This is a genomic window from Ruegeria sp. AF8, from assembly GCF_056541825.1.
The window spans coordinates 17,218-40,408 of sequence record NZ_JBQFYW010000008.1 but is presented as its reverse complement, the minus strand read 5'-3'; the positions used below and the strand labels follow the sequence as shown (position 1 = coordinate 40,408).

General features: G+C 58.4%; 28 protein-coding genes and 1 pseudogene. 21 read left to right on the top strand and 8 right to left on the bottom strand.

Translation table 11 applies throughout. The features are described from left to right. Positions 1–80 precede the first annotated feature (80 nt). The 3 genes and pseudogenes from ACR0AO_RS14310 to ACR0AO_RS14300 all read left to right on the top strand — a co-directional run bounded on the left by ACR0AO_RS14310 (position 81) and on the right by ACR0AO_RS14300 (position 1,835). Positions 81–470 carry a thiolase family protein gene (locus tag ACR0AO_RS14310; protein WP_480604681.1) on the top strand — a complete coding sequence of 130 codons (390 nt, stop codon included), beginning with the start codon at positions 81–83 and terminating at the stop codon, positions 468–470. Positions 471–668: 198 nt separating this feature from the next. Then, the gene (locus ACR0AO_RS14305; RefSeq protein WP_480604679.1) at positions 669–1,487 is read left to right on the top strand and encodes an enoyl-CoA hydratase/isomerase family protein; all 819 of its coding nucleotides are present in this window, start codon (positions 669–671) and stop codon (positions 1,485–1,487) included. After that, a pseudogene (locus tag ACR0AO_RS14300) lies at positions 1,412–1,835 on the top strand (enoyl-CoA hydratase/isomerase family protein). Before ACR0AO_RS14305 ends, ACR0AO_RS14300 begins: the two are co-directional and overlap by 76 nt. 85 nt (positions 1,836–1,920) lie before the next feature. On the opposite strand, the gene ACR0AO_RS14295 reads toward ACR0AO_RS14300, so the two are convergent. Continuing rightward, positions 1,921–2,307 carry a MaoC family dehydratase gene (locus ACR0AO_RS14295; protein ID WP_480604677.1) on the bottom strand — a complete coding sequence of 129 codons (387 nt, stop codon included), beginning with the start codon at positions 2,305–2,307 and terminating at the stop codon, positions 1,921–1,923. 2 nt (positions 2,308–2,309) lie between these two features. Next, complete coding sequence (locus ACR0AO_RS14290; protein WP_480604675.1) at positions 2,310–2,717, bottom strand: hypothetical protein; 408 nt, start codon at positions 2,715–2,717, stop codon at positions 2,310–2,312. Between the two features lie 108 nt (positions 2,718–2,825). Here ACR0AO_RS14290 and ACR0AO_RS14285 point away from each other — a divergent pair, with 108 nt between their 5' ends. From ACR0AO_RS14285 to ACR0AO_RS14275, 3 genes are all read left to right on the top strand, one after another. Further along, entirely contained in the window at positions 2,826–3,062 is a 237-nt protein-coding gene (locus ACR0AO_RS14285; protein ID WP_480604949.1) for a hypothetical protein, read from the top strand. A gap of 103 nt (positions 3,063–3,165) precedes the next feature. Beyond that, a complete protein-coding gene (locus ACR0AO_RS14280) occupies positions 3,166–3,399 on the top strand; it encodes a hypothetical protein (protein WP_480604673.1) in 234 nt (77 codons plus the stop codon). 56 nt (positions 3,400–3,455) lie between these two features. Next, positions 3,456–4,052, top strand: coding sequence for a cation transporting ATPase C-terminal domain-containing protein (locus ACR0AO_RS14275; RefSeq protein ID WP_480604671.1), 597 nt, complete (start codon positions 3,456–3,458; stop codon positions 4,050–4,052). 252 nt (positions 4,053–4,304) lie between these two features. Here the strand turns inward: ACR0AO_RS14275 and ACR0AO_RS14270 are convergent, their stop codons facing one another. From ACR0AO_RS14270 to ubiT, 4 genes are read right to left on the bottom strand one after another with little or no spacing between them, the layout of a single operon-like run. Then, complete coding sequence (locus tag ACR0AO_RS14270) at positions 4,305–5,528, bottom strand: NnrS family protein (protein WP_480604669.1); 1,224 nt, start codon at positions 5,526–5,528, stop codon at positions 4,305–4,307. Beyond that, positions 5,525–6,433, bottom strand: coding sequence for a ubiquinone anaerobic biosynthesis protein UbiV (gene ubiV / locus ACR0AO_RS14265; protein WP_480604667.1), 909 nt, complete (start codon positions 6,431–6,433; stop codon positions 5,525–5,527). The genes ACR0AO_RS14270 and ubiV overlap by 4 nt, the downstream gene beginning before the upstream one ends. A gap of 4 nt (positions 6,434–6,437) precedes the next feature. After that, on the bottom strand, positions 6,438–7,415 hold the full coding sequence (gene ubiU, locus ACR0AO_RS14260) for a ubiquinone anaerobic biosynthesis protein UbiU (RefSeq protein ID WP_480604947.1): 978 nt from the start codon (positions 7,413–7,415) through the stop codon (positions 6,438–6,440). Then, positions 7,415–7,894, bottom strand: a complete 480-nt coding sequence (gene ubiT, locus ACR0AO_RS14255) for a ubiquinone anaerobic biosynthesis accessory factor UbiT (RefSeq protein WP_480604665.1) — start codon at positions 7,892–7,894, stop codon at positions 7,415–7,417. Before ubiT ends, ubiU begins: the two co-directional genes overlap by 1 nt. A gap of 190 nt (positions 7,895–8,084) precedes the next feature. Here ubiT and ACR0AO_RS14250 point away from each other — a divergent pair, with 190 nt between their 5' ends. Beyond that, on the top strand, positions 8,085–9,593 hold the full coding sequence (locus ACR0AO_RS14250; protein ID WP_480604945.1) for a UbiD family decarboxylase: 1,509 nt from the start codon (positions 8,085–8,087) through the stop codon (positions 9,591–9,593). Then, a complete protein-coding gene (locus tag ACR0AO_RS14245; RefSeq protein ID WP_480604943.1) occupies positions 9,593–10,186 on the top strand; it encodes a UbiX family flavin prenyltransferase in 594 nt (197 codons plus the stop codon). The genes ACR0AO_RS14250 and ACR0AO_RS14245 overlap by 1 nt, the downstream gene beginning before the upstream one ends. 64 nt (positions 10,187–10,250) lie before the next feature. On the opposite strand, the gene ACR0AO_RS14240 is transcribed toward ACR0AO_RS14245, so the two are convergent. Further along, positions 10,251–10,925, bottom strand: a complete 675-nt coding sequence (locus ACR0AO_RS14240) for a GntR family transcriptional regulator (protein WP_480604664.1) — start codon at positions 10,923–10,925, stop codon at positions 10,251–10,253. A 128-nt stretch (positions 10,926–11,053) separates the two neighbouring features. On the opposite strand from ACR0AO_RS14240, the gene ACR0AO_RS14235 reads away from it, so the two are divergent. The 5 genes from ACR0AO_RS14235 to ACR0AO_RS14215 all read left to right on the top strand — a co-directional run bounded on the left by ACR0AO_RS14235 (position 11,054) and on the right by ACR0AO_RS14215 (position 15,239). Then, entirely contained in the window at positions 11,054–11,998 is a 945-nt protein-coding gene (locus tag ACR0AO_RS14235; RefSeq protein WP_480604662.1) for a class II glutamine amidotransferase domain-containing protein, read from the top strand. Then, a complete protein-coding gene (locus ACR0AO_RS14230) occupies positions 11,995–12,708 on the top strand; it encodes a GltB/FmdC/FwdC-like GXGXG domain-containing protein (RefSeq protein WP_480604660.1) in 714 nt (237 codons plus the stop codon). The genes ACR0AO_RS14235 and ACR0AO_RS14230 overlap by 4 nt, the downstream gene beginning before the upstream one ends. Then, entirely contained in the window at positions 12,693–14,117 is a 1,425-nt protein-coding gene (locus tag ACR0AO_RS14225; RefSeq protein ID WP_480604658.1) for an FMN-binding glutamate synthase family protein, read from the top strand. Before ACR0AO_RS14230 ends, ACR0AO_RS14225 begins: the two co-directional genes overlap by 16 nt. Beyond that, positions 14,114–14,824, top strand: a complete 711-nt coding sequence (locus ACR0AO_RS14220) for a type 1 glutamine amidotransferase (RefSeq protein WP_480604656.1) — start codon at positions 14,114–14,116, stop codon at positions 14,822–14,824. The genes ACR0AO_RS14225 and ACR0AO_RS14220 overlap by 4 nt, the downstream gene beginning before the upstream one ends. A gap of 64 nt (positions 14,825–14,888) precedes the next feature. Further along, positions 14,889–15,239 (top strand): YjiS-like domain-containing protein, encoded by a 351-nt coding sequence (locus ACR0AO_RS14215; protein WP_480604652.1) that lies wholly within the window; start codon positions 14,889–14,891, stop codon positions 15,237–15,239. On the opposite strand, the gene ACR0AO_RS14210 is transcribed toward ACR0AO_RS14215, so the two are convergent. Then, entirely contained in the window at positions 15,236–16,375 is a 1,140-nt protein-coding gene (locus ACR0AO_RS14210) for an FAD-dependent oxidoreductase (protein WP_480604648.1), read from the bottom strand. The two genes, ACR0AO_RS14215 and ACR0AO_RS14210, sit on opposite strands and share 4 nt — an antisense overlap. Before the next feature lie 98 nt (positions 16,376–16,473). On the opposite strand from ACR0AO_RS14210, the gene ACR0AO_RS14205 reads away from it, so the two are divergent. Genes ACR0AO_RS14205 through ACR0AO_RS14170 form a run of 8 tightly spaced genes read left to right on the top strand, consistent with a single transcriptional unit; the run spans position 16,474 to position 23,182 of the window. Next, on the top strand, positions 16,474–17,766 hold the full coding sequence (locus ACR0AO_RS14205) for a glutamine synthetase family protein (RefSeq protein ID WP_480604644.1): 1,293 nt from the start codon (positions 16,474–16,476) through the stop codon (positions 17,764–17,766). After that, entirely contained in the window at positions 17,766–18,032 is a 267-nt protein-coding gene (locus ACR0AO_RS14200) for a EutN/CcmL family microcompartment protein (RefSeq protein ID WP_480604642.1), read from the top strand. The genes ACR0AO_RS14205 and ACR0AO_RS14200 overlap by 1 nt, the downstream gene beginning before the upstream one ends. Positions 18,033–18,071: 39 nt before the next feature. Further along, the gene (locus ACR0AO_RS14195; protein ID WP_480604640.1) at positions 18,072–18,380 is read left to right on the top strand and encodes a BMC domain-containing protein; all 309 of its coding nucleotides are present in this window, start codon (positions 18,072–18,074) and stop codon (positions 18,378–18,380) included. Positions 18,381–18,410: 30 nt separating this feature from the next. Then, positions 18,411–19,595, top strand: coding sequence for a hypothetical protein (locus tag ACR0AO_RS14190; protein WP_480604638.1), 1,185 nt, complete (start codon positions 18,411–18,413; stop codon positions 19,593–19,595). Beyond that, the gene (locus tag ACR0AO_RS14185; RefSeq protein WP_480604635.1) at positions 19,595–20,974 is read left to right on the top strand and encodes an aldehyde dehydrogenase family protein; all 1,380 of its coding nucleotides are present in this window, start codon (positions 19,595–19,597) and stop codon (positions 20,972–20,974) included. Before ACR0AO_RS14190 ends, ACR0AO_RS14185 begins: the two co-directional genes overlap by 1 nt. Further along, positions 20,971–21,594, top strand: a complete 624-nt coding sequence (locus ACR0AO_RS14180; RefSeq protein WP_480604633.1) for a BMC domain-containing protein — start codon at positions 20,971–20,973, stop codon at positions 21,592–21,594. Before ACR0AO_RS14185 ends, ACR0AO_RS14180 begins: the two co-directional genes overlap by 4 nt. Beyond that, positions 21,594–22,775 carry a malate dehydrogenase gene (locus ACR0AO_RS14175; protein WP_480604631.1) on the top strand — a complete coding sequence of 394 codons (1,182 nt, stop codon included), beginning with the start codon at positions 21,594–21,596 and terminating at the stop codon, positions 22,773–22,775. Before ACR0AO_RS14180 ends, ACR0AO_RS14175 begins: the two co-directional genes overlap by 1 nt. Further along, positions 22,772–23,182: a Rid family hydrolase gene (locus tag ACR0AO_RS14170; RefSeq protein ID WP_480604629.1), complete on the top strand. Its 411-nt coding sequence runs from the start codon at positions 22,772–22,774 to the stop codon at positions 23,180–23,182. Before ACR0AO_RS14175 ends, ACR0AO_RS14170 begins: the two co-directional genes overlap by 4 nt. Positions 23,183–23,191 lie beyond the last annotated feature (9 nt).

Below are 23,191 nucleotides of genomic sequence, written 5' to 3'. Positions count from 1 at the left end.
GCCAAAATAAAATTCGGTATAGAGAAATATTTCGCTGATCCACGAAAACACTGCGTAACAGAGTGGAGAGGATGCTCAGCATGAAACGCGTCGCAATTGTCAGCCCGGTCCGTACGCCTGTCGCGCGTTTCGGCGGGGCCCTGAAGGATGTGCCGGTCGAAAAGCTGGGTGCATTGGTCGTCAACAAGGCACTGGAACGCACCGGAAGTGATCCGGCACTTGTCGAGGACGTTGCCTTTGCCCTGTCCTGCGCAAACTCGGAAACGCCGTGCGTTGGCCGCTGGATCGCGTTGCAGGCAGGTCTGCCCGTATCTGTACCCGGCATGCAGCTTGACAGGCGGTGCGGGGCCGGGCTGCAATCGATTGCGACCGCCGCGATGATGGTGGCGGCCAGGGCTTGCGATGTCGTCGTTGCGGGCAGTGTCGAAAGCATGAGCAATTTCGAACACTACACGACCGGTGTTCGCTGAGGGACAAGGTCCGGCTCGCCAAACTCTATGACCGGCTGGGTCGGGACGGGAAAGATCGCAGCCGGGCGAGCGCTTCGGCTATATCTCGGGCCTGATCGAAACTGCGGAAAACCTGGCCCGGAAGCACCAGATTCCCCGCGAAGAGGCGGATGCCCTTGCAGCCACCAGCCAGCAGCGCGCGAACCGGTCAATTGACTGGTGCCGCCTGCCGACAACAGTGGGGGGTGCCTGCCTGCATCAGGGAAACAGGATCTTCTCGATATAACGGCACCGATCGTGAAGAGCCTTTCCAATACCCTGCATTTCCCGTTTCGAGAAGTGACCGCCCAGAGCAATTGCGCTGAGCCCCAACAGCGCTTTCCGCTCGCGGCTGTTGATGGTCGACGCCGCGAGATCGACGCTGGCAAAGAGATTGCCATGCTCGACGGAATAGCCATTTTTGCGCGCGGCATTTACGCCCTAAAGATAGGCTTCAAAGCCAGGTTCATTCGACCAGTTCATTGTATTTTTTTCCAGTTCCTGATCGGGCAGCCCGGATGCCGCCGCGTAGCACCTTCCAACCGCTCCGACAAATGCCTGAAGTCGGGAGTTCGCAGCAACTTCGATCCTTACGACGTCATTGGGGGCCGCCTTTTCCTGAAGCACGATGCGGTGATCGTGCGTGAATTTCCAAAGCGCCGCAATCCGATTTCCGGTGTCGTCCGCAAAGCGCTGTCCGCTGCCTTGGATTCAGCGGAAAAAGATCCGACTGCGCGCGCGATCATTCTGACTGCAGCAGGGGGCAATTTTTCGGCGGGTGGCGATTTGTCGGAAATGGACGTACCTATTGAGGACAAGCGCGCGCAGTTCAACTTTCAGAAGGGGCTGATCAATCAAATTACCGGTGCTTCGGTCCCGGTCTTGCTGCTGTCGAAGGCTGGGAGTCAGGAGCCGGTTTTGCTCTGGCCCTGCTATCGGACACAATCATCGCGGCAGAAGACGCAAAATTTGTTGCCAGTTTCCCAAAGGTGGGCCTGATCCCGGAATACGGAATGTTGGAAAGCCTGCCGGGTCGGGCTCGACCGGGCGCGTCAGACCATGATGTACGCCAATCCGGTTGGCGCAAGCAAATGTCATGACATCGGTCTTGTCGATAAATTGTGCGGTTCCGGAGAAGCCGTTCAAACTGCCTTGCAACTCGCAGAAAGCCTTGATTCAATTGCCCCTCAGGCGCCTAGATACATCAAGGCGTATTATTGCGCACAAACCGATCCGGCACTGGATTATGAACGTTCGCTACAACCTGGCTTGCTGAAGTCCAACGACGCGCACGACGGCCGTCTGGCCTTCAAGGAAAAACGAGCGCCGAAATTTACTGACAGTTGAAAACAGAAGTGCCATCGGTCGGCCAATGTCGCGGACCGGTGAACCGTTGGGTTCAAGGAATGCTACAGGCCGATTGATGCCAGCATCAGCTTGGTTCGGCAAATTCTACGGTGCCCTCGATAATCCGCTTGCCATCAGAGCGTTGCAACCAGGCTTCGTACAGGCCCGTCTGACCGTCGACAAGATTAAACCCAGTTGTCACGGTTTCACCAACCGGACATGGCGCGACAAAGCGAATATCAACGGTTTTCACCCTCAATTGCGGGGCCGCCGACAGACCGGCATCCACTAGCAGGTTCAGCGCCAGCGTGCCATGGGAGATCGGCTTGCCAAACGGGGTTTGCGCGGCAAATTCCGGATCCAGATGAAGCGGGTTGTGGTCCGCCGTCAGATCGGCATAGACACGCACCGACACGGCATCGATGCTTAGTACCACTTCGGGCAAAGTCTCGGGGAAACGTGTCGTATTCATATTCATGCTGCCCAGATAAGGATAATTTCACCGGTCATGGCGACCTGGTCTTGAACGCTGATCAGTGCTTCCAGTGTAACCCATCGTCTTTCGCGTTTCATTTCCTTGCGCAAAACGGAAATCCGCACCAGGGCTACATCACCCTTTTTAGGTTCATACTCGCCGAAGTTCAGGCGCTGCATGGCATGGATATTTCCCTTGGGGCGCGGCGCGAAAGCCTTCAGCGAACCTTCCATCATAGCCGCCACAAGCATACTCTGAGGAAGGGGGCCATCCGACGGAATTGTCCTCCCGAAAACCTTCGACCACAATGCGATACGGTTTTCATCCAGCGGTACTTCGACCCGCCCAAGTTCCACGCCCGCTTCAAATCGTTCGTAGGTCCATAAATCGTCGTGTGTGCCTGACATCAGAAATTCCAGAAATAACCGCCTACAAGTTTTCTAACCAGAGAACGTCTTTTTGTCACACGAAGATGAGCTCTGCCTTCTCGATACATGCAAGAACCTTAGCGCAGAATATTCAGAGAAACTTGTTCAATTTTCAGCAAATTCTGGCGGATCGAAGCGGAGCGTATCGCGGCACAAGGTCAACGTGTTATCGCCTTTGCGCGCCAGTCAAATGTTCAACCGGATACGTTGGATGCACATCTCGAAGGGCATCTCAGTTTTGTGGGGCTGGTTGGTCTGATAGACCCGCCAAGACCGGAAGCGATTGCTGCCGTTCCCGAATGTCACAATGCCGGGATAGACTAAAAAATTAGCGGCGATCATGCGGGAACTGCCGCTGCGATAGGACAACAGATCGGATTGAAAAAAGCCAATGTCGTCCTGACAGGGGCGGAAACTGATCGGATCGATGACAGCATTCTTGCCGTCCAGGTTGCAGGCACGAACATTCTTGCCCGAACACAAGCTGCGGCTGGTGACCCCTTTTCAGGTGCACGATCTTGTCGTCGCCATGACTGGCGACAGTGTCAACGATGCACCGGCGTTGATGCGCGCGGATGTGGGCGATACCATGGGGATCACCGGGTCGGAGGCTGCCAAGGAAGCGGCCGAACTGGTGCTTGCACACGACAATTTCTCATAGGTTGCGGCGGCGCGCGAAAGGCGGACGGTCTGGGAGAATATCCGGAAAGTCGTCAGTTGGGTTTTGCCACCAGCGCCGGCGAAGCCGGGATCATTGCGGCAGCTCTCATATTGGGATTCGTGCTGCCTGTTTCACCGGTTCAGATACTCTGGGTCAACATAATCACGGCCGTCATTCTCGGACTGGCGCTGGCCAATGAAGCGCCGGAAGCTGAAACCATGCTCCGCCCGCGGCGGCCACTAAGTGCAGGGAATTTGACCGGAGGATTGGTCTGGCATGTGATCTTCGTAACGGCGCTTTTCCTGGCGATCATGTTCGGTCTTTATGCCTATGCACTCGACAATGCCTACCCTTTGCCACTCGCACAGACCATGTCGATGAACATGCTGGTCGTGCTTGAGATCTTCCACTTGTTTTACATTCGCAATATCTTTGGCGCCTCGGTCAACTGGACGGCCTTCAAAGGCATACGACCGGTTTGGATCAGCATCATTGTTATCAGGGTTGCCCAGTTCACCGTGACTTACGTTCCGGTGGTACAACCCATCCTTGGAACCCATACCGTGCCATCGATTGATGGAGCGCTGATTATCGGGATTGGTGTCCTATTCTTTGCGATCATTGAAACCGAGAAATACCTCGGCTCGTTCTGACAGGGCGTAGCATCCTTTAAGGCGCTCTGCCGAAAACCTGAATCATTTGCCCCCGTCCTGAATTTATGAAACACATGTGCACGCTCCCTTTGGCAAGGGTTGAATTCGTCATGTGGCGCCGGTCTGTTGCTTTCATAAGTTAGGCCGCTTTGAGCGGTGTGCTTTTCCACTGGCCTTGATGGAAATCTGCCGATGAGGTCCCTGGTCAAGCCGACGCATCCCCTTTTGAACGGCAGATTTGAGGATGGGCTTCTAGGTCCGGTTGTCATGACGCTTGCTGCTCAGAACCGGGCGGGGTGGAGCACCTTGTAAAGCGCGTCGGAAATCGCAAAGGAACAGAAGCCAGCCCAAGCCCCACGCGGTTGCGGCGCCGGCGGTGGGAACGTCGGATGACGGAAAGGCGAATGCCGACACCCGCAGGAAGGTGGCAAGCCATATCAGGGAAATCCCGATAATGAACAGGCGACCGGCCTGAAGGTTGTCGGCGCCACGATGCGATGCTGCTCTGCCGGCGATGGCCATGACAAGTCCTGCCATCGCACCCACCGTCACAATGTGCAGGGCGTCGGTGCGGGTTGCAGGCAACCCAAAGGCCTGAGTCCAGCCGATCACCGCCAATCCAATCGGCAATAGAAGGTACGATATGTGCAGAGCGGCCAGGAGAGGATTTGCCAAGGCATAAAAACTCTGCCAGCGGCGCATGGATATCAAGAGGGCGAGTGACGCGGCGAGAAGGGCAATCCCTTCGGCTTGCGGCCGACTGGTCAGGTGGCAAAAGAAGGCAGCGATCAGAAATACCGCCGCAGCGTGCCTGCCGTGGATATCCTCGACCACATCAACGATCCTGCCGGGTTGAGACAGGAGCCAGTTTCGTGTGAACGCGGGGATGGCTGTGCCGCCGATTGTCAGGATCATCAGCGAAAACAACAGAAACATCGTATGCAGGACAGCATAGCTGTATTCGACATGGCCGGACAGGCAGCCGATCAGAAAGGTGCCGTCCAGACATGCCATGGCGGCAACCGCAAAACAGAAAAGCAGCTTCCGATAGGTTTTGGCGACAAGCATGCCGTGACAGAGGATGCCAGCCAACACAAGGAAATATGCTGAATTAGCAAGGACAACGGCGGGAATGGGGAACTGGCTGGCACTGGCCGAGGTGACACGCGCCAATACCCAAAGAGCAACCAGTAATTTGAGGGGCCATCCGTGCAGCGGGTCAGTCCCGGTCCACGAAGGCAGAGCGGTCAGCAGATAGCCACCCATTGCGGCGCCCGCAAAGCCAAAGAACATCTCATGTGCGTGCCATAGAGAAACGAACGGGAATGCCGGTTCGGGCAACCCGGCTATGACGCCAAGTGGCCACCACAGAACCGTTGCCAGCGCACAAAGGATCGCCGCAAGAAAAAGCGGGCGATAGGGCGCGGCCCAGAACTGGGCCAGGTAAGCACTCGAACCGCCACGGCGCCGCGTCATCCTGTGTGGGCGGCAGCACCGGACCAACTCAAGCCGCTCTCGCCGGTCAGGAAACCGTCGCTCAGCCGCATGTCGGTGTCTCGGGCCATCAACGCCCGGACGAAATCGGAGGCCGATACCTCTGCGTCCAACAAGCGGCGATAGCCGGTGCACAGATCGGCAAAACCCTTGGATTGCGGAGACAGGCGCAGAGCGGACACGCCGCAGTCGGTCAGCAATTCAACCTGATGCGCAGCGCTGGCATATGTTTCTGAAAGGGTTTGCACTCCGTTCATTGCGAGAAAGGGTTGATCTTCCAGCGTCCGAACCTTCAGGCCGTCGGGATCATCTTCGCAGGCATATTGGCAATTGTCCTTTATCCGCCCGTGCAGGCGCGCGTGATAGCACCGCCCGGAGATGGCCAGTGGGATACGTCCATGTCCCCAGATTTCAATAGCAACACCAAGCTCTCGTGCCTTGTCGGTCAATCGGCGCACAGAATCCAGCGGCAATTCCGGTGGCAGGCAGATGCGGGTCGCACCCCGTCTGGCAAGCCACGAGAGCGTGCCTTCGTTATAGACATTGACCAGTGGGCCGACATGGAAGGCAGTATTTTGGGGAATATGGGCCAATGCGGTCAGGTCATTGACCTCAACCGCCACACCCATTTCGGTCAGTTCAGTCGTCAACTTGCGTTCGCGCTTGAGCGTTACCAGCGCCAGACTGGTGAGCGACACTTGCTTTCCCGCCTCAACCAGAGTGGCAATCGCCGTCGGGATGCGCTCTTGATAAAAGGGAAGGCGCTTGGAACACACAAGCTCTCCCAGGACAAGCCGATCCACCGGCGTAGCCGCGAGGTCTTCGTAAAGACCGGACCAGCTGTCGGCGGACCAGAAAAACTGGTTTGGACCAACTGTCAATTCCATGGCGTCATCTCCAGGTTTTCTTGTAGGCACCGGTGGTCATGGCCTGACCTTCCGAAAGGCTGGCCAGCATACCCGCTGGGAGCGCACGGCCCTGGTCCAGCGCGTCGACCGCGGCGCGGAAATTTCGGACGACCTGCGCAACATACGAGCGCGACCGTTGCCGCCCTTCGATCTTGAGCGCCGTGACGCCTGCCTTTTGCAGTTGCGGGATCAACTGTTCTGCGTTCAGGCTGACCGGATCTTCAAACAGGTGGCCCTGCTTTTCGCCCGCGCTGAAACATCCCTTGCACAGCGTCGGGTAGGGGGCTGGTTCACCCTTTCCTGCCCGGTGGATGGTGTGCCCGCCGAGGCGCGCGTTCAACACGCCATTTTCCTCGACGTATTCAACATGGCTGGCCGGCGAACACACCCCGTTCATGTTGGGGGACTTGCCGGTGACATAGGAGGAAAGAGAGCATCGTCCCTCAGCCATCACGCAGAGGCCGCCAAAGACGAACACTTCGGTTTCGACGTTGATCTCGGCGTTTATCGCTGCAATCTCGGGAACCGAAAGGACACGGGGCAGAACGACCCGTTTCACTCCGAATTCGCTGGCATAGAAATTGATGATATCGGCGTTGGCGGCGGCGGCCTGAACCGAAAGGTGCCGGCGCAATCGGGGATGATTGGCGGCGGCATGGTCCAACAGACCGGGATCGGCCAGGATCACGGCATCGGCACCTGCTGTTTCGGCGTCGGCCACGGCGCGGTGCCAGAGGGTCTCGGATCCGGCGCGGGGATAGGTGTTGATCGCAACCAGAACTTTCGCGCCGTGAGCCTGGGCAAAAGACACACCCTCGCGCATTTCTTCGCGGCTGAAATTCAGGCCGGGGAAATTCCGGGCATTGGTTTCGTCGGCAAAGCCGCAATAGATGGTATGCGCACCGGCCTTGACAGCAGCGCGTAATGCGGCCGGTGTGCCGGCGGGGCAAACGATTTCCATCACCAATGTATAGTCTCCTCAGGGCGTGAAAGAAAAACGCCGGTGCGGCGCTCGGCCAGCGCGATCAGGCGTAACAGCGGCGCCGAGAATGGCCCGGAAAGACGTGCGCATTCCTGCGCCAGATCCAACTCTTCCTCATCCACGGCATTGCGCAGGGCCAGAGCCGCGGCCGTATCGCCTTCGATCGTTAGGTCGCGCGAAAAGAAAAGCGCGTCGCCGTCATAGGCACCGTGAACAAGTCCAAGCAGCGCCGCCAGCGGACCCGCGATCCTGGCGTCCCCCTGCGGCTTGCCGCGTACGACGCGAACGCGAGGTCTGCCGCCTTGTGGCTCCAGAAGAATGCACACCGGCAGGTCGGTTGGATCGAGGATGAACCGCGCTGTCGCGTGCTCTCCCAGTCGGCGGAACATACCGGGATGCCGCCTGGCCATCGTCCGGGAATAGGCGGTCAGGGACTGGGACAACGGAGCCAATGGCATGATCCCGAGAGCTCGGCTCAATACTGGCGGAAACCGTGGGATTGTCGGGGAGGGTTGAGACAATGAGCGGTCCTTTCCTGCCGTCGTTGTCCCCGTCCTAGTTTGCTTGTGCTGTGTGTGATTTGACGGATGTCAAATCATCGTTCGAATTCCTCTGATAGCTCGCGATAATTCGTGAAGGAGTCCGACCATCCGCGATTTGCCCCCATTCCCGAGCCTGCGAAGATTTCTTGGCTGGTGCGCCGAGACTGGTCAGTTTCAGCCTGTGCCCGAGCCGGTTCCGATCCAGCGCCGAATGACGGCGGTTCACCGGGCAGTTCTGGAGCGGGGTGGCCCTGTACTGCAATTCGATCACCCGGTGTGCGCCAACGGTGCACAAGCCGGGATGCCGGTCGTGACCAACCTGTTTGGTACGACGTCGCGGGTCGCCGCAGGTTTGGGTATGGTGCCCGAAAACCTGCCCAATCTGGGCGCGTTTCTGGCGGCATTGCGATCCCCGACACCGCCGACGGGTGCACGAGATGCGCTGTCACGGTGGCCGATGTTGAAGGCCGCACTATCGGCCCGCCCCAAAGTCTGTAAGTCTGCCCCCGTTCAGGATATCGTGCGGGAGGGAGCCAGCGTTGATCTGGCGACGGTGCCGGTTCAAACCCATTGGCCGGGCGATGCCGGTCCTCTGATTACCTGGCCGGTGGTGCTGACCCGCCCATTTGGTACAAGAACCGAGGATGTAGCCAGCTATAATGCGGGTATCTACCGGGTTCAGGTTCTGGAAAAGGATCGGCTGATCATGCGTTGGCTGCCGCATAGGGGCGGCGCCGCACATCACCGGACCTGGGCGCAGGAAAATGAACCGATGCCGGTTGCCATTGCGCTTGGGGCTGATCCCGCTCTGCTGCTTTCGGCGGCGCTGCCACTTCCCGAGACAGTATCAGAAATCGGTTTTTCAGGTGCGCTTGGCGGAGTTCGCCCCCGATTGGTTGCTGCGAAAACCGTTCCCCTGATGGTGCCGGCAGAAGCCGAAATCGTTCTGGAGGGTTGGATTTCGCCTGCGCAGACAGCACCCGAAGGACCTTTCGGGGATCACACCGGATATTACAACGCCGCTGAGCCGTTCCCGGTGATGCAGGTCACTGGGCTGACCAGCCGAAAAGAGCCGTTGTATCTGTCGACCTATACCGGCAGGCCGCCGGATGAGCCGGCAATTATCGGTGAGGTTTTCAACAAACTCGCTTTGCCGACGATCAGAACTCAGATCCCTGAGATCCGGGATTTGTGGCTTCCGCCAGCGGCCTGTTCCTATCGCATGGCGGTGGTGAGTATCGACAAACGATATCCGGGTCAGGCGCGGCGGGTGATGATGGCGCTGTGGGGGATGCTGCCACAGTTCAGCTATACCAAAATCATTGTCGTCGTGGACGCTGATATCGATCCGTCAAACTGGGACGACATCGCGTGGGCGCTGGCCACACGTATGGATCCGGGAAGGGACGTGATGACGATCAGTGAAACGCCTATGGACTATCTCGACTTTGCCTCGCCCGAACCCGGGCTGGCCGGGAAAATGGGAATCGACGCCACGACGAAAATCGGAAGCGAGACCACACGTGATTGGGGAGAGGTCATGAAAACCGACCCGGAAGATGCGGCCTTTGCCGCCGACCTGATGACACGCATGATGCCGGAGTTGACGTCATGATGCCTGCTCGTGTCGTTCTGGGTATCTCTGGAGCGTCCGGCGCCGCATTGGGGCTGTCGGTGGCCCGGCAACTGGCGGAGCTTGGGGCAGAAATCGATCTGGTGATCAGCCCCGCCGCTGAACGGACGATCACGCTGGAATGTGGCCCGGCAGCTCTGAATGAGGCCTGTGATGCCGCGACACGGGTCCATGACATCGCAGATATTGGCGCAAGTATCGCTTCCGGCTCGGTTCCGGTGGCTGGCATGATCGTTGCCCCGTGCTCCATGCGTACTCTGTCGGCGATTGCCAATGGACTGGATGACAACCTGCTGACGCGCTCTGCCAGTGTGCAGCTCAAGGAAAAGCGGCGTCTGGTTCTTTTGACGCGCGAGGCGCCATTGATCCTGACCCATTTGCGCAACATGACCACTGCGGTCGAACTCGGCGCCACGATCTTCCCGCCGGTCCCGGCTTTCTATCTGCGGCCGGATTCTGTTGGAGAAATCGTTGATCAGATCGCGGCACGGGCGATCGATCACCTTGGAATTGGGGCTCCTAGGGCCAGGCAATGGGAACCGGATACGACCGACACTGCACGCCTTTCTCGGTGACCTATTTCCCAGGTGATCCGCGCAGGTGATCACGAAGCTATGCCGTGGAGCCGCCTGAATGCCATCAAGAACCAGATTGCGATTCTGAAAGTCCTTCTATCTGCAATTCGAACCCGGCCTGAATATGCGCGGTAAAGGCTTCCAGCGCTTCGGTGGGGTTGCCGGACTCGATGGTGTCCACAAGAGTCAGGTGATCGCCGAGAGACTTGGAGATATCCACGTTCTCGATGGCTGAAAACAGGTGGAACGCCATCGCTTTGCCCCAGATCATGTCGAACATATCGAGCAGAAACTTGTTGTTCGCCTCTACCATGAACGCGCGATGGATACGGCGGTTCGCGATGAAGTAGTCCCTTGTGGAAGGCTCGTCGAGATCCTCTTCGTTGCGGATAAGCGCACGCAGTCTGTCCAGTGTTTCGGTGGATGCATTGACCGCCAGGATGCGCGCAGCCTGTCCTTCGATGGCGGCCCGGGCCTGATAAAGCTGTTTGACTTCGTCGTGATTCATTTGTGCCAGGCGAAATCCGCCGCTTGCCGCGACTTCCAGAACACCCTCCGTTTCCAGCCGCATCAGCGCCTCGCGCACCGGAGTTCGGCTGATGTTCAGTTCGGCGGCCAGCTTTTCCTGAACAAGCCGGTCATCGGCGGTTATTTCGCGACTCATGATCGCTTCTACCAACTGGTCGTAAACTTCATCCGCCAGCCGCCTGCGCTGGGTTTTTATTTGCTTCAGTGCCACTCAAAGCCTCACTTTCTTTGGTCTTGAATCCTGTATTCACAAAAGCAGGCAATGCCAAGTCGAATGGGGTTGCTATTGTTCGTGTACTGTATACAGTATACAAACGCGAATGAACAGGGAGCTCTTTCATGTGTGGAATCGCTGGCAGAATCCTTGCCGCTCCGGGCAAGGCTGGTGCCGATCTTGTCGACTTGATGGATGCGCAAGAACATCGTGGTGCCGACAGCACAGGATTTGCCGTCTATGGGGCGCCGAGAGACACCGGATACGTGCTTAGAGGCATGGGGTTCGACAAGTCGCGACAGGGGGCAGATCTGGACGAGTTCGAAGCGGCATTGAAAGCGCACGGGTCTGGATTTCTGTCGGACCCGAAAATCGTGACGGACGAAAACCGGCACTATTGCTTTCGCATGGAGATTTCCGATCCGGCAAATTTCCAGGCTTGGGTCTCGGATGCGGATCTGTTGACCGACCGGATCGAAATTCAGTCCTGTGGGCGAAGTCTTGAAATTGTCAAGGATATCGGCGGCGCCGAAGCGGTTGCGGAAAAACACGGTGTGCGCGACATGGTCGGAACGCACGGATTGGGGCATGCACGACTTGCGACGGAAAGCTCGGTGTTGCCCAATGCGTCTCATCCATTCTGGGCTCGGCCGTTTTCGGATGTCGCCATCGTCCATAACGGACAGATCACCGACTATTTTACGTGGAGGGATCGCCTGAGTCGCAGCGGTTACCGTTTTCTGACAGAAAATGACAGCGAACTGATTGCCGTTTGGGTCAGTGACCAGATGAAAGCCGGTTTGACAATGGAGCAGGCGCTGAAAAGGTCGATCACGTCGATCGACGGCGTTTTCACCTATATGATCGCCACGCAGAGCGGCATCGGTTTTGCAAAGGACCGGTTCGCCATGAAACCGCTCGTGGTCGTGAACCAAAACGGCGAACTGGCCGCCGCAACCGAAGAACAGGCCGTACGCCGGGTTGTGACCGAGGAATGCGAGGTCATCAACTATGACGGCCCCTCATTGACCGGGATCTGGGGTGTCGGAAACCGGAGTATTGCGGCATGAGTGACGCGGCAAGAAAAGTCGGAGAAATCGTCATTGAAGTGGGGCAACGCCCAATCCGCGAGATCAACCAGGAGATCATGGCCGCCTGCGAAACCGGGCAGTCGATACGTGTGGTCAACACGTTGTCGCGGCATAACCTCGGAGTGGGTCTGCCGGACAATGTCGACATCACCTTTGAAGGGTCTGTGGGTTATTACTGCGGCGGTCTGAATACCGGTGCCAATATCGCCATCGAACGAAACTGTGGCTGGGCCGTGGGTGAAGGTATGGCCAAGGGGCTGATCACAGTAGGCGGCTATGCAGGCATGTCCTGTGGTGCGGCCATGATCGGAGGCACGATTCACGTGAAAGGAGATGCGGGGCCGCGCGTCGGTGTTGCAATGAAAGGCGGAAACATCGTGGTCGAAGGGAAGATCGGCTATCAGTCGGGCTTTATGGCGCATGCCGGCAAGATTATCGCGCTGGGCGGCGCAGGCGCTTCTTGTGCAGACGCGCTTTGGGAAGGCGAGGTCTGGGTCGCGGGTGAGATCGAAAGCGTTGGTGTCGATGTAAACATAGTCGATCCCACAGCCGAGGAAGTGGCCGAAGTAGAGACTATTCTGGCGCCCCTTGGTTTGACCGACAGCTCCCGCAACTGGCGGAAAATGGTTTCCGGTCAGCGCCTTTGGTATTTTGAAAGCAGGGACGCAAACGCATGGCTCATGATCTGAGTAAACCCTATGAATATCCTTTTGAGACGGCGTCGGAGGAAGAAATCCGTTTCCGCGATGCCGGCGCCGTGGACGGCAGGCCCGCCGGCGTTCCCTCATCCTATGATGAAGGCGGGTCAACGCGGTGGACGCCCGAGGCAATTTCGGAAGTTCACGCGCTGGCGCAGCTTGGGCGTTACCAGGTACGCGGCTATAACACCTTCAACAAGCGATTGCCGACATTCGATGATCTAACCTTTGTGCCCGCGACAATGACGCGCCTGCCGTTGGAGGGGTATCGCGAGAATTGCGACACGACGACGGTTTTGGGCGGCGGCCGGGGGCTTGTCGAGCGCCCGGTCGAACTGAAAATTCCGATCTACATCGCGTCGATGTCCTTTGGCGCCCTTTCCGCTTCGGCCAAGGCATCCTTGGGTTACGGGGCTTCCAAGGTCGGCACGATGACCTGTACGGGCGAAGGCGGAATGCTGGAAGAGGAACGCGAAGCCTCGCGCATTCTTCTCTATCAGATGTCACCGGCCCGTTATGGGGTCGACCTAGATCACCTGCGCCGCGCGGACGCGTTGGAACTTGTCGTGGGGCAGGGGGCCAAGCCGGGAACCGGAGGGTTGTTGCTGGGCATGAAAGTCAGCCCTCGTGTCAGCCAGATGCGGACGTTGCCCGAAGGTGTCGATCAGCGGTCGACGATCCGCCATCCGGATTTTCTGGGCGCTGACGATCTGGCGGTCAAAATCGAGGAGTTGCGGATTGCAACGAACTACCAGGTCCCGATCTTCATCAAGATGGGTGCGACGCGACCACGTTTCGATGTGGCGATTGCGGCCAAAGCCGGTGCCGATGTCGTTGTGGTAGACGGTGCCGAAGGCGGCACGGGCGCGTCGCCGGAATTGCTGTTGAACCACACGGGCATTCCGACCATGAGCGCAATCCGTGCCGCACGCGAGGCACTGGATGAATGCGGCATGACGGGAAAGGTCTCGCTGGTGGCGGCGGGCGGAATTCGATCCGGTGTCGATGCCGCGAAATGCCTGGCGCTGGGAGCGGACGCCGTGATGGTCGGCAATGCCGCCATGGTGGCCCTGGGGTGCAACACTCCTCGCTATGTCGAAGATTTCAAGGCATTGGGTACATCACCCGGAGCCTGCCATCACTGCCATACCGGGCGTTGTCCAGTCGGTATTGCAACACAGGACCCGGAACTGGAGGTTCGAATGAATCCCAAAGCGGGAGCAGAAAGGGTTGCACGATATCTGACGGCCATGACGATGGAAATCACCGCACTTGCCAAGGCTTGCGGAAAATCGTCGGTCCACAACCTCGAAACTGAAGACCTGCGCGCATTGAGCTTCGAAGCCTCCGCTTTTACCGGTGTCAAAATGGCGGGAATAGACAGGGCTTTCGACTGGTGAAAATCTCTATCCTCGAACTGACCGGGCATCCTCTTCCGCTGTTGGAGGGCTTGCCCAGAACAGCGCGCCAGATCAGAAACTGGCTGGCGCCGCATATGCCCGGAGCAGAGTTTTCAGTCGCAAACGTCGTGGATGGTGAGGACTTGCCCGGGATGGGCACGTTCGACGGGGTTATTGTGGGCGGGTCCGAATTTGGTGTCTATGACGATACGCCGTGGATGCAACCGCTCAGGAAATTCCTGCTGCAAACAAGAAAAGCGGGCAAGCCGATTTTCGGAATCTGCTTTGGTCATCAGATCATGGCGGATACCTTTGGCGGCAAGGCAGGAAAAGCTGCAGCGGGGAATGTGATCGGCGCGCGGCACTTTGATTGTGGCTCAGAAGTTCTCCCCGCATACGTGTGGCATCAGGATCAGGTGACGCATGTTCCGGAAGCCGCAACAGTTACCGGAACTGCAGCACATTGCCCGGTGGGCGCGCTGTCCTATGATTTTCCTGCAAGTTCGGTTCAATTTCACCCGGAATACACGGCCGATCATCTGCGTGAGATACTCGCGCGTGGCAGAGAAATTTTTGTCACTGCTGCCGAGGCAGACCTGGCACTCGCGTCGATTCAGGATGTGGTGGTACCGCGTGATCTGGCGGTCAACGAGGCGACAAAACTTTTTCAATCAGCATCGGCCAAACGCGAGAACGCTGCAAGTTGACTTCGATCAATCCCAGTCGCCGACACAACTGTATACTGAATACAAGGTCAATGGAGTGAATTGAATGCCCGGTTTCGAAGATTTCTTTCAGGCAATCTCTCGGATTACTAGCCTGGGGCGTTCCGAGCATCTTAGCGATCGGGAACTGGCAGACCTGGGCCTGAGCCGGGCCGACCTTCAGGTGCTGCGTTCGGGGCTGCCCGGAGCCCGGGAAAGAATTGTTGCGATGGCCAGTCAGTTTGGATTAAGCGAAAAGGCCCTCGATTCACATCCGGAACTTGGCCTGGAACTCGCCGAAAAATGCGGACATTGCGAACAGGCCAGGACCTGCGTGAATGCGATCCGAAAAGGAGAGCACTTGCCCGAAGACAAGTGCCCGAACGCCAATCTCTATCGCGCCTTGTCCGGCGGTTAGCGGCCGCTGGGGCTTTCTTTTGGGCTTAATTTGCGTCTTCCGGAAAGCCTGAATCGCTCTGCGGTGCCAAAGTCTTTCAGCCCGACGCCAGCCACGAATTCCGCAAAAACCGGTGCATGCTTGAACAAATGACCCGAGCACCCGCCAGCGAGCAAAATGTTCTCATGCGCAGGATGCCAATCAGCAATGAAATGGGTGTCAGGCGTCAGGATAATCTGGTTGAATTTCGAATCCACAACCCGTTGGCCTTCAAGGCCGGGAAAGCGATGGCGGATATAGCTGCGGGTTCTGCCCAGTGTCGCCTGGCGGATCAGCCGTTCGTCATTGTCCAGATCGATCTTGTCCGGGATTACGACCGCAGCCTTGACGCCTGAACCCTCAGAAGAAGGCAGCCCGAACGACCCCTGCCCGTGGTCGATCCAGCAAGGCATTCTGCTCATGTCAAAATCCTCGGACCCATCGGGCGTGGAAGTATAAAGAACGTTGACGCCGACGACTGTCGTGATTGGCTTGACGGTTTTCGGAAACATGTCGGCCATCCAGGCGCCGGTTGCGACGACAATCAGGTCGGCCTCCAATGGCTGACCCTCCAGCATCGGGCGTTCGGACTCATCCGTCGTGATCCGCGCGCGTTTGACCTCGCCGCCAGCACGGCGGAATAGATCCAGCGCGGTGATCACGCAACGGTGCGCCATCAGCATTCCCGCCTCGGATTCGAATAGGGCATATTCGATGTCGGGTACGCGAAATTGCGGAAACCGGGCTTCGATATCGGATCGGTCGAATTTGTAATATGGAACGCCCAACCGATCGAAGGTTTCACCCGTCGCATCTTCCCAATCGCAATGCCCGCGCGTCGCAAGAATCAGGGCGCCGCACTCGTACATGAGATTTTGCCCGGTCTCGGCCTGCAATTCGAGCCAGCGCGTGCGGCTTTCTCGCGCCCATTTGGTATAGAATTCGTCCCGGCCTGAAATCGCGCGGATAACCCGATTGTAATCCGTTGATGATGCACGGGAATGTCCGGGTTCCCACCTGTCGATCAATGTCACGCGCTCTCCGCGGCGTTGCAGGGTCAGGGCCGTCATGACCCCGACGATGCCGCCGCCGACCACAATTACAGAGCTTCTGGGCATGGCGAAGATTTTCCTTGTTTCCCGATCGCATTCGTGAATACTGTATACAGAATACAAGTTTGAACAAAGTCAAAAAAGGCGACAGGGAGAGCGCACCCATGAGTTCGGATTTCGAGCTGCCTGAGGGGACCCATACCGTCATCCTCGGCGTAGGGGACTTGAACGGAATTATGCGTGGCAAGCGCATTCCGGCGAGCCATTGGGAACAGATTTGCAGGGGCGGCAATGCGCTTTCGATTGCGCTCTTCGCCATCGACATGACCTGCGATGTCTGGGACACGCCATATGTCAATTTCGGCAATGGTTATCCCGATATGCACGTTTTCCCGATGACCAAACCCGTGGCGGTGCCCTGGGAGCCGGGCGTGGCTGTTTGCTTTGGCCGAGCCGAGGGGATGGATCACGAACCGGTGCCCATCGATCCGCGTCAGGCACTTGTGCGCCAGGTTGAGCGTGCCCGGGATTTGGGGTTCGAGGTCAATGTCGGAACCGAACTGGAGTTTTACCTGCTTGACCCCGAAACAGAAAAACCGCGCGACAGCGGCATTCAAGTCTATGGCTTGGGGCGCGCGGCCCGGATGGAACATATCGTTGGCCCGATCCGGCAGCAGATCAATGAATGCGGCATTCCGATCGAGCAATCCAACCCGGAATATGCCGCCGGTCAGATCGAGGTGAACATCCGATACGGCGAAGCTCTGACCGCGGCGGATCGGGTGGTTTTGTTCAAGTCACTGATCCGGCAGCTGGGAATTGCCCATGATTATCTGGCGACGTTCATGCCGAAGCCATTTTTTGAACAATCAGGCAACGGCTTCCATACGCATTATTCTCTGTGGAAGGACGGAAAGAATGCCTTTGCGGAAAATGGCAAGATAAACGACACCGCCAAAGCGTTCATTGCGGGTCTGCAAACGCGCATGTGTGAAACCGCGATCTGCGGCAGTGGAACGGTGAACGGTTATCGACGCCGCGCGCCTTATACTTTCTGCCCGATCAACGCGAGCTGGGGCTATGACAACCGGACGGTGGGCATCCGAGTTATCGAAGGCTCGGACAGTTCCGTCCGTGTCGAAAAGCGGGATGCAGGCGCCGACGCAAATCCATATCTGCTGCTGGCTGCTGAAATCGCGGCCGGACTGGACGGCATCGAGCAAGGGTTGACGCCAAGCGAACCTACGATGGGCAACGCGTATGAAGAGGGGATCGGAGATCCAATTCCGACGGACCTTCCGACCGCCATCGGGCTGGCGCGCGACTCGGAATGGCTAAAGGGTGTTCTGGGCGAATTGCAGTGGGAACTTGTGCTCCAGCAGGCCGAGCGCGAGTTGGGCTTTTTCACCGAGCAGGTCACGCAAGTCGAATTGGACCGGTATCTGAGGACGTTCTGATGCAGATTGGCAAAGTCACCGGAACTGTCACTGCTACGGCCAAGGACGCTCGGTTGGTAGGGCAAAAGCTTCTTATCACCGACATTGTCGACAGCCGGGGCAAGGTGCTTCAACCCGCCTGTGTTGCTGTGGACACCGCTGGCGCGGGAGCCGGGGATACCGTGCTTGTGGTCAGCGGTTCCGGAGCCCGGATGGCGGCCGATCTGTCCACGGTACCGGTGGATCTGGCCATTGTTGCCGTCGTGGATCACGTCACCGTCGGCTGAAATCAACATGTATCGACGCATTATTTTGGAGGAACGAAAATGGCGAAACCAGTTGCGGGGCAGATGGCCCTGGGCATGATCGAAACTCGTGGCCTGGTCGGAGCGATCGAGGCGGCGGATGCTATGGTCAAGGCGGCCAGCGTCACCATTGTCGGACAAACAAAAGCCGGAGGAGGCCTGGTGACAACGCTCGTCCGTGGAGAGGTGGGTGCCGTCAAGGCCGCCGCCGATGCGGGCGCGACGGCGGCCAACAAAGTGGGTGAGGTTGTTTCGGTTCACGTGATCGCGCGCCCCCACGACGAGTTGGAAGCAATTATCGACGGGCTTGGTGCGGGCACAACCGCCTGACCCTGCGCGACTGCTGACTAAGGAGCGATCATGTCCGCCGGATTCGAGGATTTCACCCGCGCCGTGACACGTGGTGCAACCCGGAATGCCGCGTCACCCCGGCAACTCAACCGCGTCGCCGTGTTGGGCGGCGGGCCGGATGCGCGCTTGTTGGCCGCCTTGTGTTTGGCGGAAGAGGCTGAAGTCACTCTCTTTTCGGCCTATGGCAGTGAACTGGACCTGTTGGAGAAATCTTCGGGCATCGCGCTGCGCGGCGTTGGGCCGGTTGGGTCCTATCATGTAAATCGGGATGGCCCTTCTGTCCGCACCACGGCCGAACTTGACGCAGCCGTCCGCGGGGCAGATGTGATATTTCTTACCGGCCCGGTTCACAAGCAACGTACCTATGCAATGGTTCTTGCGGATCACCTGAGTGACGGGCAAATCCTCGTGCTTGCACCGGGTCGGTCCCTGGGCGCGGTCGAAGCGGTGTGGATGCTCCGTGTCGGAGGCTGCAAGGCCGATGTGACCTTGATCGAGGTGCAGGGACTGCCATATTGGTTCGTCACGGAAGGTGCCGCGTTGACATTGTCCATGGCGGCTCCGATGGCTGCGGCAACTTTGCCGCGCGGGCGGATTTTCGCGCTGAACAGCCTGCGCCGGTTCCTGCCCAATTTGCACCCCGTGGATTCCGTCCTTGTCTCCAGTTTCGGAGATCTTTCCGCGGCTGTCGAAATCCCGGCATTAGTGCTAGGTGGTGTCGCACTGGAAACAGGCGGGCCGAAGGTGCCAATGGGTGGTGAACCGCTGGCTGAAAACGCCACGTTTGCAGCGCTGATAGGTGACGATCAGCAAGCGATGATCACGGGGCTCGCCGAAGAACGGCGCCGGGTTGCCGCCGCCTTCGGGGTCAGGGATCTGCCGGAAACCGATGATTGGGTTGCACGCTTTGCAGGGACGGAAAGGGGCGAATACTCGCGTCCTGTGCCGGACCGGCAAGCGGCGCGCCATCTGATGCGCGACGGGGTTCTTGGGTCTTTTGTGCCTCTCAGGTCTGCGGCAATGCTTGCAGGCATTCTGACCCCCCTTACAGAAAGTATGATTGCGTTGACGGATCAGATGCTTGGAGCGGATGTGGCCGCCGCAGGCCGCAAACTGGAAACCATCGGGATTTCCACGGACGACGTCGATCAGGCACGGCGCATTTTTGATACCATTGCCACCGGAGCAACGTGATGGATGCCGATCTGAAATCGATCGCCGCCGCGCGGCGAGCGGCTGAAACGGCCTTTGACGCATATCGCACCTTTTTGGGGACCGACCCGGTGCATGTGGATGCCATCGTCGATGCGATGGCCCGGGCCATCGAGCCCGAGGCAGAGCGGTTGGGGCAACTGGCCGTCGAGGAAACAGGATACGGCAATGTCGCGGACAAGCGGGTCAAGAACCTGTTCAACGCATTGTCGGTCGCGGATTATCTGCGGGACGTGACGACCCTTGGCCTTTTGTGGCGCGATGACGCGACAAAAGTTGCGGCTTTTGGCGAACCAATGGGTGTGGTCGCAGCGCTTATTCCCGTGACAAATCCGACTTCGACCATCATTTACAAGGTGCTTTCGGCCGTCAAAGCCGGCAATGCTATCGTCTGTGCCCCACATCCCCGCGGTGTGCGTAGCGGGTTGGAAACAGTCAAGGTCATGGCTCGCGTCGCCGAGCAGATGGGCGCTCCCAAAGGGCTGATCCAGTGTCTTAATGCCGTCACGATCCAGGGCACGGCAGAGTTGATGCGGCACCGGAGGACATCGGTAGTCATGGCGACCGGCGGCCCGGCGATGGTCAAGGCCGCCTATTCCAGCGGCAAGCCGACGCTTGCGGTCGGGGCCGGAAACGTGCCGTGCTACGTGCACAAATCCAAAAAGGGCGATCTGGCTGAAGTGGCCGAGATGATCGTCACGTCCAAATGCTTCGACTATGGAACCGCCTGTGTCAGCGAGCAAGCTGTCGTGGCCGATCCCGAGATTGCCCGCGATCTGCGCCACGAACTGAAACTGAAGGGTGCCTATTTCTGCACACCGGCTGAGGCGGACCGGCTGGCCAAGGTGGTCTTCAGGGGACCGCAGGCAATGGATTCCGAACGTGTGGGGCAAAGCCCGCAGGCGCTTGCGGATGCTGCCGGATTTTCGATTCCGCCACATACGCGCTGTCTGGTCTCGGAAGAAACCGAAGTTGGATGGCAACGTCCGTTGTCGGCGGAAAAGCTCAATCCGATATTGGCATTCTACGAGGCCAAATCGACCGATCACGGTATTGAACTGGCGCAGTCCGTTGCAAGGTTCGAAGGCTGGGGACATTCGGCGATTATCCATTCAGATGATCCGGAAATCGTCGCCAGGTTCGCAACTGTTCCGACCGGACGGGTGTTGGTCAACACACCCGGTATCATGGGCGGAATGGGGTATTCCACCGATCTGGAACCGTCCTTCATGCTTGGAACCGGAACATGGTCGGGATCGATCACCTCGGACAACGTGACGGCCTTGCATCTCATCAACATCAAGCGGGTTGCATATGAAAGTCGGCCCTGGCGCGACATTTACGAGGAGTATGGCGCATGACCGATATTACCATTCGGGCGCTGATGCAGATTGACAATCTGCAACCCAAATTCGCTGCTTACAACGGGGCAACCGTACAGGGATCAGTGCCCTTGTCCGGCGACACGGTTCTGATTGGTGAGTTCGCTCCGGGCAATGGGGTGTTTTCACTGATCGACCGGGCGCTCAAGGCGTCGTCGGTCGAGGCGACGACGCAACTGGTTGAACGTGAGTTTGGTTTTTTCATTCTTCGTTCGCCCTCCAATGCCGAAGTGTCGGCGGCGCGCGACGCCATGCTGGCCGAACTTGGCGCGTCGATGTCGGATCGGCTTAAACCTTCGATCAGCTCTACCCAGATCATCACCAGTGTCGAGCCCTATCAGGCGCAATTGCTGAATAAATGGCGCAAGGGGTCCCTGATCGTTCCCGGACAGACGTTGGGGATCGTGGAATGCGCACCAGCCGCCTATATCTCGATTGCCGCCAATGAAGCGGAAAAGGCGGCTGAGATCGACATTGTCGAAGTGCGGGCCGTGGGACGGTTTGGCAGGTTGTTTATTTCCGGCTCGGAAAACTCGGTCAAAACGGCAGTCGAGGCGGCCACACAGGCCATTGAGGCCGTGGATGGGCTTTCCGGCTAATGGCACGCGCGCGGGTCATAGGAACCGAAGCCGTCGAAGAGGCGCGGCGGCGCGGGCGGATCGTGTTCGAGATCCTGCCGGGCGACATCGTGACCGCGCTGGCGCGGGAAACGGCGGAACGTCTGGGCATTGACCTGGTTGAAGGTCCGGTCGAGAAACCGGCCCCACCACGAACCGACGGCAAAGTTTCCATGCGTCGCGTGCTGTATCGCAGGTCGCCCAAATGGGTCGCCCCATCCCGAGCGCCGCGAAAAGCGCGACGGTTGAGGAAACTGGCGCTGATAGGCGCAGGCGGTGTTGGCGGCAATGTCGCCCATTTGGCAGCGTTGAACGATATCGCGGACGAGATTGTACTTGTCGACATAACACCGGGTCTGGCAGCGTCGACGGCACTGGATCTGAACCATACATCCGGTATCACCGGCGTTCGGGCGCGGTGTGCTGGTGGAGAAACGCTCGAACTGGTCGCGGATGCAGATGTGGTCGTGGTCACCGCCGGTCGTGCGCGCCGTCCGGGTATGAGCCGGTCTGATCTGGTTGACATCAACGCGCGTGTCATCCGACAGGCCGCCGAAGCAATCCGATCTGCCGCACCCGAGACCATTGTGATTGTGGTGACCAACCCGTTGGACGAAATGACCGTGCATATGCTGTGGGCCACGGGTTTCCCGCGCGAGCGGGTTCTGGGCATGGCAGGCACGCTGGACAGCAGCCGGTTCCGCCATGCCCTGTCGATTGCTGCTGGCGTATCACCGGCCGACGTTCACGCAATCACGCTGGGCAGTCATGGTGACGAAATGGCGCCCGTTCCCAGCCTGGCCCGGATCAAGGGTCGCCCGCTTGATGTTTTTCTGACGCCCGATCAGATCGACACGTGCGTGAGAGATGCCATAACCGGCGGCGGGCAGGTCGTGGCATTGAAAAAGTCGGGTTCAGCGACGATTGCTCCGGCGCATGCCTCACTTGAACTCATCGACCATATTCGCGGTGCGCGAACCGGGCCGGTACCTGTGTCGGTGATGCTGAGGGGCGAATACGGAATTGACGGCGTCGTACTTGGTGTTCCTGCACATCTCGGTGCCTGCGGACTTGTTGCGGTCGATGAAATGCGTTTGACGGAATCCGAGTATGCCTCTCTTCACGCCGCAGCCGATGCCATTCGAAAGCGGTTGAGATTGTGACGGTTCGCATCTGGAAATCCGGCGGTAGATTCGAGGAGATCGGGTCATATTCCCGGGCCAAACGGGTCGGGCCATTTGTCTGGATTGCGGGAACAACGGCGATCGAGCCGACCGGACGCATTCACGCGCCAGGAGATGTCGGCGCGCAGACCCTGTATATTCTGTCCCGGATAGAAGACGCGTTGAAGCAGGTCGGGGCCGAATTGCGGCATGTAGGGCGGGTGCGCGCCTATTTGACCGATATGAACAATGCCGGAGAATTCGCGCGCGCACACGGAGAAGTCTTTAAGGGAATCGACCCCGTTCTGACCGCCGTCGAGGCCGGGCTGACACAGCCGGGTCTGATGGTCGAAATCGATGTGGATGCGCTCATTCACGACAAAAACGGGAAAGTCGCAGGTTTCTGAAGATGACTT